This window comes from Actinopolyspora mortivallis (genome assembly GCF_003001495.1).
Lineage (GTDB): Bacteria > Actinomycetota > Actinomycetes > Mycobacteriales > Pseudonocardiaceae > Actinopolyspora > Actinopolyspora mortivallis_A.
This window is the reverse complement of record NZ_PVSR01000007.1, coordinates 106,949-122,985: the sequence shown is the minus strand read 5'-3', so window position 1 is coordinate 122,985 and position 16,037 is coordinate 106,949. Positions and strand designations below refer to the sequence as shown.

Here is a 16,037-nt window from a genome sequence, read left to right as displayed (position 1 = left end):
GCCTGCCTCCGCTGTCGTTGTGGGCGACCAAGGACGGGATCCTGGCCGGGCTCGGCGAACACGACACGGCGCTGTACTCCCTCGGAACGGCAGCGGCGGCACTGGCCACGGTCTACGGGGTCAAAACCGCCCGGCTGGTGCTGACATCCCCGCCGGGTGGGCCGCCCGTCGTGCGGCAGGGGACCGAATCCGGGGGAGGTCTCCCACCGGGACGCGCGATCCCTGCCCCGGGCCTGTTGTCCGGAGCGGCGGCCGTGCTCGGAGTCCTCACCCTGCCGTGGACGGCCGAGCGCCTTTCCCACGTGATCGGTGTTTCCGCCCCGGCCGTTCCCGCTCCGGCGGAAGGAGCGGTCTCCGCCGCGCTCGCGGTGGTCACGGCCGGGGTGGTCTGGTGGTGGGGGTGGTCTCCGCCACTCGTTCCCGCCAGGATCCGTTCCGGGTTGCGCCGCTGGGGGGTGTTCGGAACCCCGCTGGCCCGGCTGCCCGTACGTGCGGTGGCCGCGCTCGCCACCGCGCTGGCGACGTTCGACGACCGGGTGCTCGACCGTGGTGTGCACGCGATGGCCCGGGCTGGGACCCGGTCGGCACGTGTGCTCGAACGGGCGGTCGAGCGCCCGTTGAACGGAGGGGTGGAGACGCTGTCCGCCCTTGTGGGCGGTCTCGGACGGGCGGCCCGGCGGGCACAGACCGGCCTGCTGCACCAGTACTACGCCCAGGCCGTGGTCGCGCTCCTCGTTCTGGCGCTGTTGCTGCTGGTGGTGAGGTGACCCGTGCTGAGCCTGGTGGTGTTCCTTCCGCTGGCGGTGGCGGCGGCGTTGGCTCCGCTTCCCTCCACCGTCTCCCCGCGGGTGTTCACGGTGGGATGGGTGTGCGCGGCGGCGACCGACGCGCTGCTGGTCCTCGTGGTGTGGCTGGTTCACGGGGCGAGCGCGGGCCTCACGTTCGAGCAGCGGGTGCCCTGGATCCCCGGGGCGGGGGTGGGGTACCACGTCGGCGTGGACGGGCTGTCCCTGCCACTGGTGGGGGTCACCTCCGTGCTGTTCCTGGCCTGTGCGGTCCACTCGGTGCACCGCACGCGCGGTGTCAAGGGATTCGTCCTGCTGTTCCTGTTCCTGCAGACGTGCTGTCTCGGACTGTTCACCGCGCTGGACCTGATCCTCTTCTTCGTCTACTTCGACCTGTCCATCGTGGGGATGTACTTCGTGATAGCCGGCTGGGGCGGCGGCAACGCCGGGCCCTCGGCCCTGAAGTTCTTCCTGTACACGTTCCTCGGTTCGCTGGCGCTGCTGCTGGGGTTCCTCGGCCTCTACCTGGCCGCCGAGCCGCACACCTTCGACATCGTCGAACTCGCCCGGGCCACCCCGCTGTCGGGACGGGGCGTGTTCGGCGCGCTGGTGCTGGGGGCGATCGGGGCGGGGTTGTTGATCAAGACGCCGGTCTTTCCTCTCCACACCTGGATGCCCCCCGCGCACACGGACGCGCCCGCCGTCGGTTCGGTGATCCTTGCCGGAGTGCTGTTGAAGATGGGCACCTACGGGTTCGTGCGGATCGCCATGCCCCTGCTTCCCCGGGCCTGGAACGAGTACGCCTGGCTGGTGGTGCTTTTGGGGGTGGTCTCGGTCCTCTACGGGGCCCTGGTCGCCTTCGCCCAGGAGGACTTCAAACGCATGGTCGCCTACACCTCGGTCAACCACATGGGCTACGTGATCCTCGCCCTGGGGTCGGTGGGGTTGGCCGTCGGCTCGGCCGAGCAGGCTCGTGTGCTGGCCGTGACCGGGGCCGTCACCCAGATGGTCAGCCACGGTCTGCTCACCGGGGTGCTGTTCCTGCTCGCGGGAGCGCTGCACGCGCGGGGAGGAACCCACGCCATGGGCCAGTACTCCGGGCTGGCCGGGCCCGCGCCGGTGTTCGCCGGTGTCATGGCCGTGACGGTGTTCGCCTCGTTCGGGATACCGGGGTTCTCCGGGTTCGTCGCCGAGTTCCAGATCCTCGCCGGAGCGCTGGCCACCGCACCCCTCGCCGCGGCCCTGGCGCTGCCGGGCATCCTGGTCACCGCCGCGTTGCTGCTGCGTGCGCTGCACCGGATCTGCCTCGGTGAACGACCTCCGATCCCTCCCCGCCCCACGGGGGCCTCCCACGACGTCACCGACCTGCGCGCGAACGAACTGACGGCGATGCTTCCGCTGCTCGGTGCGGCCCTGCTGATCGGGACGCTGCCCCGCTGGCTGCTCGCCCCCATCGAATCCGGAGCCGTCCACCTCGTCGGGGCGATCGGTTGATGGAGTCCGGATTCACCGCACTGCTGCCTGAGACGGCCCTGGCCACGGGGGCCGTGCTCGGGCTGCTGCTGGGCTCCTGGCTGCCGCTGCGACACCAGTGGCCGGTGCGGCTGATGGCGGTACTGGCCTGTCTGTTCGGGCTGGCCGCGGTGTTCGCGGCACCACCACTTCCCCATCCGGTCTTCGGGGGTAGCTACGCGGTGGACGTCGCCACGCAGACGGGTCGGGTGGTGGTGCTGGGCGGCACCCTGCTGGTGATCCTGCTGTCGGCGGAGTCGGTGCGTTCCCACCCCAGGGAGAGCGAGTTCCACGTGCTCGTGCAGCTCGGGGCGTTGGGCACGCTCGTGCTGCTCGGTGCCACGGATCTGTCCCTGCTGGTGGCGGGCTATCTGCTCGCCTCGATCCCCCTGTACGCCCTGGCGGGGTTCCGCAGGGACCCCGTGGGAACGGAGGCCGCGTTGAAGTACTACCTGCTGGGGGCGTTGTTCGGGGTCGTCATGATCGCGGGGGCGACCCTGCTCTACGGGGTGGGACGGTCCACCGGTTACGCGGTGCTCGCCCGTACTCTGCCCACGGCCCCACCGGGTGTGGTCGCGGTCGCGGCGGTGGCCCTGCTGGCCGGGTTGCTGTTCAAGGCCGGGGCGGTGCCCACCCAGTTCTGGATCCCCGACGTGACCAGGGGAGCGGACGCGGCCGTGGCCGCCCTCGTGACCACCCTGCCGAAGGTCGGTGGACTGGTGGCCCTGTTCCGCCTGGTGGACGGGGTGTTTCCGGCGGATGGCGGATGGCCGGTGCTGTTCGCGGTCCTGGCCACCGCGGCCATGACGCTCGGCAACCTCGCCGCGCTGAACCAGCCGACAGTGCGGGGGTTGTTGGCCTACTCCACCATCAGTCAGGTCGGGTATCTGCTGCTGGCAGTGACGGTGGCCGTCGAGAGCGAGTTCGCCGGACCGGCGCTGCTGTACTATCTGCTCGCCTACGCGGTGACCAACCTCGGGGCTTTCGCCATGGTGTGCCGCTTTCCGCACGCCGAGACACCCCGGGACTACCGGGGGCTGGCCCGATGGCGGCCGGGCGCGGCCGTGGTACTGCTCGTGTGCCTGCTGGGGCTGGTGGGAACACCCCCCACAGCGGTTTTCCTCGGCAAACTGCGAGTGTTCCTGGCGGCCGTGGACGGTGGGTACGGGTGGTTGGCCGTGGTCGCCGTGGTCAACACCGTGATCAGCCTCTTCTACTACCTGCGTTGGCTCGTTCCCGTGTTCCTGCCGGCGGTGTCCGTCCGGGACGGCGGTCCGGTTCCCGCCGGAGGGCGGGCGGCTCTCGGCGGTGGGATCGCGGCCTCGGTGTCCCTGCTGGCCGGAATCGGTGCCGGGCTGTTCCTGCCGCTGTTGAACGGGCCGGTGTTGCCCTGAACCGCGGACATGCCGGGCGGATCGCCCTGCCGTCCCAGTCCGGTGCCCACGCGGGTTTGCCGGCCCTCCGCGACGGGTAATGCGGTGGTAGCGGGCCGGTCGGGGTGTCGGTTCTCCCCTCGGCCCGGTTTCGACGACTCCGGCACCGACAACGCCCACACACGATTCCCCGCGCGTTTCGGACGATCGACACAGGGAGCGGCCATGCCCTTCACCGCGACGAAACTCCTGCTGATAGGTGACTCCGCCGAGTTGGAGAGGTTTCGTGACTGGGCGCGGCGGGTCGGTTTCCGGCTCGTCGGGGGAGTGGACCCGGAAGTGCGGTACGTGATCGCCGACGAGGACGTGCTCGACGGCAACTGCACTCCGGAGCAGGGACACTGGCTGGCTCGGGCCAGGGCGATCGGGCTGGAGTGTCTGTCGCCGGCCACCGGGCGGTCCCGGCTGTGCCGGATCCTGGAGGGCAGGGTTCCGGAGGAACAGGAACGCGGCCGACTGCTCATCGGCGGCCGTTAGTCAGCGCGGGCCACCGTGGCCCTGTGGTGCTTTCGGGAGCGGAACGGGTTCCCGCCGGTGTCGGGGTCGACCGAGGGGTCGACCTGTCCGGCGCAACGGCCACCTGTCGACGGTTCAGTTGTACCCGAGCGTGATGACGGTGTCCCGCTCCGCCTCCTCCTCGTCGAACTCCGCACGGATCTCGTCGGCAGACGGTGTCGGGGTTCGCATCTCCCGGCGCTCCTCCTCCGCGGTGTACTGCTCTCGCGGATTCGACGAGCGGCGCATCTCGATCACTCCACTCCAACGGTCGGCTGTGGCGGGATGTTGTCCGGTGGGTTCCCGACGACGGTGCGGTGCCAAACCTCGGACTCCCGTGTTCCTCGGGAACCCGTCGCCGGCCGGGGTGGGACGGATGCGCTGCCGAGTGCCACTACCGGGAGGTTTCCCGCAGCGGGGGGCAGCCGCGCGAGGCGATCCGCTCGGCGGCGGGGGCGGTGGAGGAGCGGGCGACCTCGATCGTGGTGTGCTCGATGTCGAACCGTTCGTCCAGCAGTTCGCTCAGGTGTTTCCGGACGGAGTCGGGGTCACAGTGGTCGTGGACGACCACGTGGGCCGAGAGCGCCGGGAAACCGGAGGTGATCTCCCAGACGTGCAGATCACCGATACCGGTGACCCTGGGGTCGGAGAGTAGCTCGGACCGGATCTCGGCCGGATCGAGGCCCCTGGGGGCCGCCTGGAGGAAGACCCGCGCGGACTCGGCGACCAGCGCGAGTCCGGACTTGAGCATCAGGGCCGCGACCACCAGCGCGGCCAGTCCGTCGGCGCGCATGAATCCCGTGGTCAACACGAGCACGCCCGAGACCGTGGTGCCGAGGAAGGCGTAGAGGTCGTTGAGCACGTGCTGGAAGGCCCCCTCGATGTTGAGGCTGTCCCGGTTGGCCTTCGCCAGGATCCAGGTGGCGAGCAGGTTCACCAGGACGCCGATGCTTCCCACCACCAGCACGGTGAGTCCTCCCACCTCGGGTGGGTCAATCAGTCGGGTGATGCCTTCGTAGCCGAGGTAGCCGCCGAGTGCGGTGAGTGTGAGGCCGTTGACCGCGGCGGCCAGCGTTCCCGAGCGCTTGAGACCGAAGGTGTAGGAGCCGAAGCTGCCCCAGGTGCTCAGTGTCATGGCGATCAGGGCGAAGGCGATCGAGGCCGTGTCACTGAGCATGTGTGCGGCGTCCGAGAGCAGTGCCAGCGAGTTGGCCAGGAGAGCCGCCACGGTCTCGCCGACCATGAATCCGCCCAGCAGGAGCAGGGCGAGGAGCAGTTTTTTCCTGTCGGCGTGGGGGCTCACCCCGTGAGTGTGACCGTGGCTGTGGCCGTGCTGTGTCGTGGGGGAGTCCGACTCTCGCGGGTGCACCGGGGAGGCTCCAATTCATCAATACGTACGCATCCGTTCGGCGGTGAATATATAAACATTCGCTTATTGGTGCAAGGTGTCGGCTGATGTGGGCCGGTCCTTCGTCGCCGGGGAGGTCTTCGTTCGGGCGGCACACGGGGAGGGGTGAGGCGCTTGTCCTCCGTGTTCCGCTTTTCACTAAGCCCCTTACCCCCCTACCGTATGATGGAAGGGAGCCTCCGGGGTGGCTCGGCGCGTGTTCGCGGGTGTCGCCCCGGGTGGCGTGGGTGCCGGACCGTCGAGCGGGTGATGGGAGTGTGAGATGCGCGGGTACACGCAGGACAAGGAGGACTACCTCAAGCGGCTGCGGCGTATCGAGGGGCAGGTCCGAGGGCTGGCTCGCATGATCGAGAACGACGAGTACTGCATCGACGTGCTGACCCAGATCTCGGCGGCCACCAAGGGGCTGCAGGCTGTCTCTCTCGGTCTGCTCGACGAGCACCTCAAGCACTGTGTCGCCGAGGCCCTGACCGAGGGTGGTCAGGACGCCGACGAGAAGGTCCGGGAGGCCAGTGACGCGATCGCGCGCCTGGTCCGTTCGTGAGCCACTGAGTCCGCCGGATGCGTTCCGGTGACGACCGTTTCGAGTGCGCCTCCCGGTGACTACCCCCCTCCGGTGCCCCACTCCCGTGGTGGGGTCGGGTAGGCCCTCCGGAGGGGTCCGCGCCGCGCGGACACCGGGAGGGTGACGGTTCCGTGATGGTTCCCCGGTGGGGTTCCTTTCCCGTTTTGACACGGTACCCCCGTAGGGTATATTTTTCGGGTGTTCGGAACGACGGAACCACGGGCGTCCCGGGACCGGACGTCGAAGCGCACTGCTCCGCAGTGTCTCCCGGCCTCCCGGCGAACACGACACAGCGGAAGGGACCGATGATGACCGGTCGACAGGAGACGGCCTCCGCGGCGACCACGACCGAGACGGAACTGTCCATAAGCGGGATGACCTGCGCCTCGTGCGCCTCGCGCATCGAGCGCAAACTCAACAGGCTCGACGGGGTGGTCGCCACGGTCAACTACGCCACGGAGAAGGCCAGCGTGCGTCACCCGGTGGGCACGGACACGGAGGAGCTGGTCGACACCGTGAAGGCGGCCGGCTACGACGCCGTCCCCCCGGGTGCGGGCTCCCGCGCCCCCGAACCGTCCCGGCAGGAGTCCTCCTCCGCCGAGGAACGCGACACCGAGCTCGAAGGGCTGCGCGTCCGGCTGCTCGTCTCGGCGTTGTTGTCCGTGCCGGTCGTGGCGCTGGCGATGATTCCCGCCCTCCAGTTCACCTACTGGCAGTGGATCTCGCTCACTCTGGCGGCCCCCGTGGTGGTGTGGGGGGCGCTGCCGTTTCACCGGGCGAGCTGGACCAACCTCCGCCACGGCGCGGTCACCATGGACACGTTGATCTCGATGGGGACCCTGGCCGCCTTCGGGTGGTCGTTGTACGCGCTGCTGTTCGGTGGGGCCGGTGTCCCCGGGGTGACGCACGGATTCGAGTTCGTGGCCGAACGCGGCGGCGGTGGTGAACAGATCTACCTGGAGGTCGCCGCGGGAGTGACCACCTTCCTCCTGGCCGGCAGGTACTTCGAGTCCCGGGCCAAACGCCGCTCGGGAGCCGCACTGCGTTCCCTGCTCCAACTCGGAGCCAAGGACGTCACCGTCCTCCGCGAGGGCCGGGAACGGCGTGTTCCCGTGGAGGAACTGGGGGTGGACGACCACTTCGTGGTGCGGCCGGGGGAGAAGATCGCCACCGACGGGGTGGTCGTCGACGGTGCCTCGGCGGTGGACACCAGCATGGTGACGGGGGAGTCCGTTCCGGTGGAGGTGGGCCCCGGCTCGTCGGTGACGGGAGCCACCGTCAACGCCGGAGGAAGGCTGGTCGTCCGCGCCACCCGGGTCGGGTCCGACACCCAGTTGGCCCGGATGGCCAAGCTGGTCGAGGACGCCCAGGCGGGCAAGGCGCGGGTCCAACGGCTCGCCGACCGCGTCTCGGCCGTGTTCGTACCCGTGGTGATCGCGCTCGCCCTCGGAACCCTGGTGTTCTGGTTGCTCTCCGGTGGCGGTGTGACCACGGCCTTCACAGCCGCCGTGGCCGTACTGATCATCGCCTGCCCCTGCGCGCTCGGGCTGGCCACCCCGACCGCGCTGATGGTCGGCACCGGCCGGGGTGCCCGGTCGGGAATCCTGATCAAGGGGCCCGAGGTGCTGGAGTCGACCAAGAGGGTCGACACGGTGGTGTTGGACAAGACCGGGACCGTGACCGAGGGGCGCATGGAGCTCGTCGACGTCCGGCCCGCCGACGGTGAGTCGGAGCAGGAAGTGCTCCGGATCGCGGCGGCCCTGGAGGACGGCTCGGAGCACCCCGTGGCGCGGGCCGTGGTCGACGCCGCACGAGCACGGGTGCGGAACCTGCCGGAGATCCAGGAGTTCGCCAATGTGGAGGGACTCGGTGTTCGCGGCGTCGTCGACGGGAGAACGGTGCTGGTGGGCCGGCAGCGTCTGCTGGAACAGCACGGTGTCGTCGTGCCCGACTCGTTGCGCACGGCCAGGGACGAGGCCGAACGGAAGGGCGGCACCGCGATCATGGTGGCCTGGGACGGAAAGGCCCGTGCGGTGCTGGCCGTCTCCGACACCGTCAAACCGACGGCGGCCGAAGCCGTCCGGGGTATGCGTGAGCTCGGACTGAAGCCGATGCTGCTCACCGGGGACAACAGGGCCGCCGCCGAGGCGATCGCCTCCCGGATCGGTATCGAGGAGGTCGTCGCCGAGGTGCTGCCCGAGGAGAAGGCGGACGTCGTCGACCGGCTGAGAGAGCGGGGAAGCACGGTCGCCATGGTCGGTGACGGGGTCAACGACGCCGCGGCACTGGCCCGGGCCGATCTCGGGTTGGCGATGGGGACCGGCACCGACGTGGCGATCGAGGCCGGTGACCTCACACTGGTGCGGGGGGATCCACGGGCCGTCGTCGACGCGATCAGGCTGTCCCGTCGGACCCTGCGCACGATCAAGGGCAACCTGTTCTGGGCCTTCGCCTACAACGTCGCCGCCCTTCCGTTGGCGGCGGCGGGTCTGCTCAACCCCATGATCGCCGGTGCGGCCATGGCCTGCAGCTCGGTGTTCGTGGTCAGCAACAGCCTCCGGCTACGTGGTTTCCGTGGCAGCGGGTCGGGGCAGCCGGCGGAACACGAGTCCGGGCGGAGTGGGGTCCCGAGCTCGCCCGTTCACGCGGGTCGGTGAGGGGGTCCGTCCTCGGTGTGGTTCCACACCTCCGGCGGAGCGGTGGCCCGCCCGACGGAGCTCCTCTTTCCCGTCGGGCGGGCACCGGCTCGCCGTCCGCTCCGGCCTCTCACGGGTCGGCCACGGCGGCTCTTTCTCAGTGCTCGACGACCGGAAGCGGCCCCACGGAGTCGTCGACCTTGCCGAACAGGGACTCCGAGCGCAGCGCGGCGTAGCCCGGCTTGATGACCTCGTTGATGAGGGCCAGCCGTTGGTTGAACGGCAGGAAGGCCGACTTCATCGCGTTGACCGTGAACCACTGCATGTCGTCCAGGGAGTAGCCGAAGTGTTCGACGAGTTCGGAGAACTCCCGGGTCATGCTGGTCTGGCTGATGAGCCTGTTGTCGGTGTTCACCGTCACCCTGAAGTGCAGTTTCCGCAGCAGGGCGATGGGGTGTTCGGCCAGCGAGTCCACCGTGCCGGTGTGGACGTTGGACCGGGGGCACATCTCCAGCGGTATCCGCCGGTCCCGGACGAACGAGGCGAGCCGCCCGAGACTGGCCCGGCCGTGTTCGTCGACGGTGATGTCGTCGAGGATGCGCACACCGTGGCCCAGCCGGGCGGCTCCGCAGTACTGGATGGCCTCCCAGATGGAGGGTAGTCCGAACCCTTCGCCGGCGTGGATGGTGAAGTGGAAGTTCTCCCTGCGCAGGTACTCGAAGGCCTCCAGCGACTGGGTCGGGGGGTGTCCGGCCTCCGGCCCGGCGATGTCGAAACCGACCACCCCCGAGTCGCGGTGGCGTACGGCCAGCCGGGCGATCTCGGAGGAGCGGGACTCCTGGCGCATCGCGCACAGCAACAGGCCGATCCGGATGCGACGTCCCGCTTCGGCGGCCCGCGCCGTTCCCTGTTTGAAACCCTCCAGCAGCGCCTCGACGACCTCGTCGAGTTCCATGCCGGCCTGGGTGCTCAGTTCGGGCGCGTAGCGTACCTCGGCGTAGACCACACCGTCGGCCGCCAGGTCCTCGGCGCACTCGGAGGCGGCCCGGATCAGGGCCTCCGGTGTCTGCAGCACGCCCACCGTGTGGGCGAAACGCTCCAGGTACTCCTCGAGGGAACCGGCGTTGGTGGCCGCGGCGAACCACTGCTCGATCCCGTCCACGTCCTTGGTCGGCAGGTGCCGGTACCCGGTGCGTTCGGCCAGTTCCACGACGGTGCGCGGGCGGAGTCCGCCGTCCAGGTGATCGTGCAGCAGGACCTTCGGGGCCTGCCGGATCTGTTCGATCGTGGGAGTCGTCATCACGAGCCGTGTCTCCTCGTCAAGCGCGTCGATCTCGATGGGGCGTGTCCCGTGGCCGAGTGAACCGGGGAACTCGGCCCGCAGCGGTCCGGAAAGTGAGTCTGTTGTCAGACAAGCTCGGTTTGGACCGAGTGTTTACCAACGCGGTCCCTCCCCGTCAAGCGTCGCGCGCGGGGAGTCCTTCGACCGCAGTGTACTCCGAATCTCCCCGAAGCGGGGAAACCGTCGACGGGGAGTGATTGACGCGGCCACCCGGATTGGCTAACTTGTCTGACATCGTTCGGGAGTGAGGTGACGGTGTCGGGGCATCGAGCGCGACGCAGGCCGGCGGTGGATCTCTACGAGCGGATCGTCGAGTCCATCCGATCCGGGCGGTACCCTCCCGGGGCCACCCTGCCCTCCGAACCCGCGCTCGCGGCGGAACTGGGGGTGAGCCGTCCCGCCCTGCGCGAGGCCCTGATCCTGCTGCAGGAGGACGGGGTGATCACGGTGCGCCGTGGGGTGGGGCGCACCGTGCGCAGTGGAACGCCCCGCAAGGGCTTCGAACGACTGAGCCCGGTGGAGCACCTGCTGCCGGGACAGACACGGGTGCGGGCGTTGACCCGTTCCTCCGAGGAACCCACGGATCTGGTGCTGCAACACCTGCCGGTCCCCGCCCATCGCGAGGTCCGGTTCTGGGAGAGCGTCGTCGACTCGGACGGACGTGCGGCGTGTCTGGTCCAGGAGTGGACGCTTCCCGACGACATGCTGCGGGACAGGGACACGGAGCTGCCCGACGAGCTGGAGGCCGCCGTGGACCGGAAGCGCACCGTGCTGGACGTGCTGGGTTCCCACGAGCCCGCCCTGTCCCTGCACGGATCGAGCGGCCTGAGCGCCACCCTGCTGGGCAGGCAGCGCGGGGAGGTCTTCGGCCGACCGCCGGAAACCCCGGTGGTACTGGTCACCCAGGTGGTCAGCGCCGACGGTGTTCCGGTGCTCGTCGCCAAGTACGTGCTTCCCAGCGGTGTTCCCGCGATGCCGCTGCTGCAGTCCCGCTGACCGCCCGGCACACCGTGGTCGTCTCCGCCCACCGGGCCGCGGAGGGCTTCGGCGGGCACACTCGGTACATGAGCGGTTCCACACGGGACAGCGGTGACGTGGTCGAGGTGTGTGACCTGTGCGGTCGTCCGGTCGACCGGGACAACGCCCGTTACGAGCGGGTCGGTGACGTCGTGCTCACCGCCTGCGACGAGGACCACATGCGCCAACTGCGGGAACGCCGGTGAGTCGCCGAACCCGCTCCGCTGGCGACGGGGCCGGTGCTGCCGCGCGGACCCCGTTCCTCGGCGGGCGAGCACCGCCGGTGGGTGTCACCGTGTCCTGGTAGGACATCCGTCAGCGACGGGTGTCGAGGACACGTCGACGAAGGGGAACACATGATCACCACTGACGCCGTTGTCGGGTCCCCGTGCTGGATCGATCTCGGCGCCCCGGACGTGCGGGCGGCCGTGGAGTTCTACGGAACGGTGTTCGGCTGGGAGTTCGAAGAGCTCGACGAGGACGGCGAGTACGGGGTCTTCCGCATCGACGGACGGAGGGTCGCCGGGATCGGCCCGCTCACCGAGGAGAACGCGCGTTCGGCCTGGATGATCTACTTCAGCACCACCGACGCCGACGCGGCAGCCCGGACGGTGCGGGAGCTGGGGGGGACGGTGCGTCGTGAGCCGTTCGACGTCGACGGGCGGGCGCGACTGGCCCAGTTCACCGACCCGTTGGGAGCCGAGTTCGCGGTCTGGCAGGCGGGAACGGACCGCGGACTGGAGGTCGTGGACGAGCCGGGCGCGTTGAACTGGATCGAGCTGTACACCAGCCACGTGGCCGCTGCCAAGGAGTTCTACTTCGAACTGTTCGGGTGGAGCATGGAGGACATGCCGCTTCCCGGCAGCGGAGGTGCCTACGCCCTGCTCACTCCCGCCAGGGGGAACCAGGAGCACACCCACGGCGGGATGATGCAGGTGTCCTCGGAGTATCTCGACCTCGCCGAGGGGCTGCCGTACTGGCATCCGGTGTTCGCGGTGCGCGAGTGCGACGCCACGGTTTCCCGGGTCACCTCACACGGGGGTGGTATCCAACTGGGACCGGAGAACGCGGAGAACGTGGGACGGATGGCGGTCTGCCTCGACCGTTCTGGGGCGGATTTCGTCGTCCTGGAATCCACGAACGAGTGAGAAGTCCGTCGGCCACTGATCCCCCGAATCGGTGTATCGAGTCCACTCTTTCGGGCAGGAGGGCTCCGGATTCCGGAGTCAGTTGAACCAAAGCGCGTTGACCTCGGATAACTTCACCTCTACCTTGCGTTTCCACAAGGTTTCGGACAATTTTCGATATTTCGGACAATTGTTTCCGGTGTCGGGGACCTTTCGGTCCCACCGCCGGAAAACGGGTGGAGGTGTTGCGTTCCATGCGTGCACGTTCCGGACGGGTCGCCGTGGCACTCGGGGCGGCCCTGACCGTACTGTTGTGGGCCGTCCCCGCTTCGGCGGCCGACTATCCGATGCCGGGAGCGGTGTCCGGGGACCTGGCCGCCCACGATCCCTCCATGCTGTCCCGGGACTCCGGTTACCTGCTGATGTCGACCGGCGGCGGCATCGAGACGCGCACCTCGACCGACCGCGTTCGTTTCGAACGCGACGGTTATGCCTTCGCCGAGGTTCCCGCCTGGGTGTACGACTACAACCCCTCCGGGGAGATCTGGGCCCCGGACATCTCCTTCCACGACGGAAGGTACTGGCTGTACTACGCCGCCTCCACCTTCGGCACGAACGACTCCGCGATCGGGCTGGCGACCAGCACCTCCGGAGATCCCGGAACCTGGCGGGACCAGGGCGTGGTGTACGCCACGGACAGCGGGGACGACCACAACGCCATCGACCCGAACCTGCTGGTCGACGCCTCCGGGCGCTGGTGGCTCTCCTTCGGGTCCTTCTGGAGCGGGATCCGCATGATCAGAATCGATCCGGACACCGGGCACAGACACGGAGGTGACCGTACGCTGTACCACCTGGCCAACGGTCCGGCCGGATCCGACGCCGTGGAGGCTCCCGCGATCGTCCGGCACGGCGACTACTACTACCTGTTCGTCTCGTTCGGACAGTGCTGTCAGGGTACCGACAGCACCTACCGTGTCATGGTGGGCCGCTCGACCAGCCCCACCGGTCCCTACACCGACCGCTCGGGAACGCCGATGCTGCGCAACGGGGGAACGGAGATTCTGGCCAGCCACGACAACGTCGTCGGCCCGGGTGGACAGAGCATCCTCCGCGACGGATCAGAGAGACTGCTGGTCTACCACTACTACGACGCCGACGCCAACGGCGCGCACACGTTGGGGATCAACCTGCTGGAATGGGACCGGCAGGGGTGGCCGCGAGTGGTGTGACCGGCTCGGCGGGGCCGTGTCCGGCGCGGACGCCTCGGACACGGCCCCGGTCCTCAGTGCTCGCGCCGTTCGTGCCGTCCCGATCCGGAGCCCTCCTCGCCTTCGGCGCGTTGCCGGACCGAGTGCCGGACCGTGGCCTCACGCAGGCCGGTCAACGGACTCGGCTCCTGCGGTCGGAGCATGGGGCGCTCGTTGCTGAGCCCCTTGCTCAGGCCCAGACACATGATCAGCAGCACGATGCAGAACGGCAATCCCGCGACGATGGAGGCGGTCTGCAGTGCGCTCAGCGCGTTCTCGCCGCTGACCGCCCCGGCCGCCAGCAGCACGGCGGCGATCACACCCTCCAACACGGCCCAGAACAGCCGCTGCTGCCACCGCGGATGGGGATCACCACCGTTGGTGAGGATGTCGACCACCAACGAGCCGGAGTCCGAGGAGGTGGCGAAGAACAACACCACCACCACGATCGCCACCACCGAGGCGATCACACTCACGAACTGAACCACCGGCAGCTGGTTGAACAGCACGAACATGGCCGTTTCGGAACTGGCGTCCCCGAGCGGGTTGTTCGGGTTGGTCCGCAGCCGCTGCAACGCGGCGTCGCCGAAGACCGTCAGCCACACCATCGAGGCCCCCACCGGGGCGAACAGCGCTCCGCCGATGAACTGCCGGATGGTTCTGCCGTAGGAGATGCGGGCCAGGAACATCCCGACGAACGGGGACCAGGAGATCCACCAGCCCCAGTAGAACAGCGTCCACTCCGCCTGCCACTGCTGGGCCTGCTGGTTGCCCGGATAGGTCTCGAAACTCGTCAACGGCAGGTTCTGCAGGTACGTTCCGATGTTGGTGGCCAGGGCGTTGACGATGTCCCGGGAGGAGGCGACCACGAACACGAAGACCATCAGGGCGAAGGCCAGCCAGAGGTTGATCAGGGAGAGGTTGCGGATGCCCCGGTCGATGCCGAGCATCACCGACACGACCGCGATGGCCGTGATGGCCAGGATCAGGATCACCTGCAGCCCGGCGGTGTTCTCGACGCCGAACAGGGTCTCCAACCCGGCTCCCACCTGCTGACCACCGATGCCCAGCGAGGTGCCGAGCCCGAACAGGGTGCCGAACACCGCCAGGATGTCGATCAGGTGCCCGAACCAGCCGTATATGTGATTGCCGATCAGCGGGTAGAAGGCGGCTGCGGGGCGCAGCGGCAGTCCCTTGCGGAAGGCGAAGTACCCCAGGGACAACCCGAGCACGATGTAGATCGCCCACGGATGCAGTCCCCAGTGGAAGAAGGTGAGGTTCATCGCCTCGGCGACGTCTCCCTCGGTGCCTCCCCTCCCGGTGGGGGGACTCAGGTAGTGCGAAACGGGTTCACTGACGGCGAAGTAGACCAGTCCGATTCCCATTCCCGCCGTGAACAGCATCGCGAACCAGGGCATGCGGCCGTACTCGGGGCGCGAGTCGGGAGGGCCCAGACGTATGTTCCCGAAACGGCTCAACATGATCACCACGACGAAGATGAGGAAGAACGTGGCGGCCAGGATGTAGAGCCAGCCGAAGTTCGTGGTGATGAAACCGTTGACCGTCCCGGCAACGGTCGCGACGTTGGACGGAGCCAGCACCCCCCAGAGGACGAAGGCCACCGCTATGACCCCCGAGATGATGAACACCGGGGGGTTCGTGTGGGTTCTGATGTATTCTCGAATCACTGTTGATCACCATCCCCGAGCGGCCGCGGGGCACCTGTGGCGCGGGACCGAGGGACTCGGTCCGGAACCATCGTCCTTCATTCGGCCGTGTCGTGCAGGACAGCGGAACCGGAGTGCTTCGCGGAGACCACCGTCGCTCGCGGCGGCCGTGGTGGGGCGAACGGTAGTCTGCCGGTGGTTCCCGAGCAGTTCGGAAGGAAGTGACATGGTGGAACCGACCGCGAGCGCCCGGGTGGAACTGCCGGTCCCGGCGGAACGGGCCTACCGGATGGTGACCGACCTCGACACGCTGGCCGCCGTGTCCGCCGAGGTGCACGCCTGCGAGTGGTTGGACGAGCCGCCGCCCCGCCCCGGGGTCAGGTTCCGTGGCTTCAACCGCAACGGTGACAGGTCGTGGTCGACGATGGCCACCGTGCGGGTGGCGGACCCGGAAAGGTGTTTCGCTTTCGACGTCGATGACGGGGACACGCCCGTCTCGCACTGGCGGTACGAGATACACCCCACCGACACGGGGTGCGTGGTGGTCGAGAGCACCTGGGACCGACGTCCCGAGTGGTACACCCCCGTGAGCGCGGAAACCACCGGGGAACCGGAGCGGGGGGCGGCGAACCAGCGCAACATCGAACGAACCCTGCGGGCGCTGCGTGCGCTCTCCGAACGGGAGTGAGCCGTCCGCCGACGCACGAGGCGCGAAAAGCCGAAGTGTTTTCCGTGGACACGGTTTTTCCGTCGGAAGCGGCTCGTTTTCGGGGGTGGACGGTCCGCGCAGCCCGGTGACA

14 protein-coding genes and 1 pseudogene are annotated in these 16,037 nt (G+C 68.8%); 11 read left to right on the top strand and 4 right to left on the bottom strand.

Annotated elements, in window-relative coordinates; genetic code table 11:
* The 4 genes and pseudogenes from CEP50_RS07670 to CEP50_RS07655 all read left to right on the top strand — a co-directional run.
* A pseudogene (locus CEP50_RS07670) lies at positions 1–767 on the top strand (NADH-quinone oxidoreductase subunit L); the annotation flags it as partial.
* A gap of 3 nt (positions 768–770) precedes the next feature.
* The gene (locus CEP50_RS07665) at positions 771–2,279 is read left to right on the top strand and encodes a complex I subunit 4 family protein (protein WP_106113236.1); all 1,509 of its coding nucleotides are present in this window, start codon (positions 771–773) and stop codon (positions 2,277–2,279) included.
* Positions 2,279–3,691, top strand: a complete 1,413-nt coding sequence (locus CEP50_RS07660; protein WP_106113235.1) for an NADH-quinone oxidoreductase subunit N — start codon at positions 2,279–2,281, stop codon at positions 3,689–3,691. The genes CEP50_RS07665 and CEP50_RS07660 overlap by 1 nt, the downstream gene beginning before the upstream one ends.
* Positions 3,692–3,895: 204 nt before the next feature.
* Positions 3,896–4,207 (top strand): hypothetical protein, encoded by a 312-nt coding sequence (locus CEP50_RS07655; protein WP_106113234.1) that lies wholly within the window; start codon positions 3,896–3,898, stop codon positions 4,205–4,207.
* Between the two features lie 114 nt (positions 4,208–4,321).
* Here CEP50_RS07655 and CEP50_RS20080 read toward each other — a convergent pair whose 3' ends face one another.
* Together CEP50_RS20080 and CEP50_RS07650 are read right to left on the bottom strand one after the other, a co-directional pair.
* On the bottom strand, positions 4,322–4,474 hold the full coding sequence (locus CEP50_RS20080) for a hypothetical protein (protein WP_181188262.1): 153 nt from the start codon (positions 4,472–4,474) through the stop codon (positions 4,322–4,324).
* A 145-nt stretch (positions 4,475–4,619) separates the two neighbouring features.
* Positions 4,620–5,528, bottom strand: a complete 909-nt coding sequence (locus tag CEP50_RS07650) for a cation diffusion facilitator family transporter (protein ID WP_106113233.1) — start codon at positions 5,526–5,528, stop codon at positions 4,620–4,622.
* Positions 5,529–5,895: 367 nt separating this feature from the next.
* Between CEP50_RS07650 and CEP50_RS07645 the strand changes: the two genes are divergently transcribed.
* A complete protein-coding gene (locus tag CEP50_RS07645) occupies positions 5,896–6,177 on the top strand; it encodes a metal-sensitive transcriptional regulator (RefSeq protein ID WP_019854103.1) in 282 nt (93 codons plus the stop codon).
* 326 nt (positions 6,178–6,503) lie between these two features.
* On the top strand, positions 6,504–8,855 hold the full coding sequence (locus CEP50_RS07640) for a heavy metal translocating P-type ATPase (protein WP_106113232.1): 2,352 nt from the start codon (positions 6,504–6,506) through the stop codon (positions 8,853–8,855).
* Between the two features lie 136 nt (positions 8,856–8,991).
* Here the strand turns inward: CEP50_RS07640 and CEP50_RS07635 are convergent, their stop codons facing one another.
* Positions 8,992–10,134, bottom strand: coding sequence for an adenosine deaminase (locus CEP50_RS07635; RefSeq protein WP_181188261.1), 1,143 nt, complete (start codon positions 10,132–10,134; stop codon positions 8,992–8,994).
* Positions 10,135–10,425: 291 nt separating this feature from the next.
* Here CEP50_RS07635 and CEP50_RS07630 point away from each other — a divergent pair, with 291 nt between their 5' ends.
* The 4 genes from CEP50_RS07630 (at position 10,426) to CEP50_RS07620 (ending at position 13,552) form a co-directional block, all read left to right on the top strand.
* A complete protein-coding gene (locus tag CEP50_RS07630; protein ID WP_106113230.1) occupies positions 10,426–11,172 on the top strand; it encodes a GntR family transcriptional regulator in 747 nt (248 codons plus the stop codon).
* A 68-nt stretch (positions 11,173–11,240) separates the two neighbouring features.
* Positions 11,241–11,399: a hypothetical protein gene (locus tag CEP50_RS20075; RefSeq protein ID WP_181188260.1), complete on the top strand. Its 159-nt coding sequence runs from the start codon at positions 11,241–11,243 to the stop codon at positions 11,397–11,399.
* Between the two features lie 150 nt (positions 11,400–11,549).
* Positions 11,550–12,341, top strand: coding sequence for a VOC family protein (locus CEP50_RS07625; protein ID WP_106113229.1), 792 nt, complete (start codon positions 11,550–11,552; stop codon positions 12,339–12,341).
* Between the two features lie 233 nt (positions 12,342–12,574).
* Positions 12,575–13,552, top strand: coding sequence for an arabinan endo-1,5-alpha-L-arabinosidase (locus CEP50_RS07620; protein ID WP_106113246.1), 978 nt, complete (start codon positions 12,575–12,577; stop codon positions 13,550–13,552).
* Between the two features lie 53 nt (positions 13,553–13,605).
* On the opposite strand, the gene CEP50_RS07615 is transcribed toward CEP50_RS07620, so the two are convergent.
* Positions 13,606–15,219 (bottom strand): BCCT family transporter, encoded by a 1,614-nt coding sequence (locus CEP50_RS07615; protein WP_106113228.1) that lies wholly within the window; start codon positions 15,217–15,219, stop codon positions 13,606–13,608.
* Positions 15,220–15,463: 244 nt separating this feature from the next.
* Here CEP50_RS07615 and CEP50_RS07610 point away from each other — a divergent pair, with 244 nt between their 5' ends.
* The gene (locus CEP50_RS07610; protein ID WP_106113227.1) at positions 15,464–15,925 is read left to right on the top strand and encodes an SRPBCC family protein; all 462 of its coding nucleotides are present in this window, start codon (positions 15,464–15,466) and stop codon (positions 15,923–15,925) included.
* The last annotated feature ends 112 nt before the right edge of the window (positions 15,926–16,037 follow it).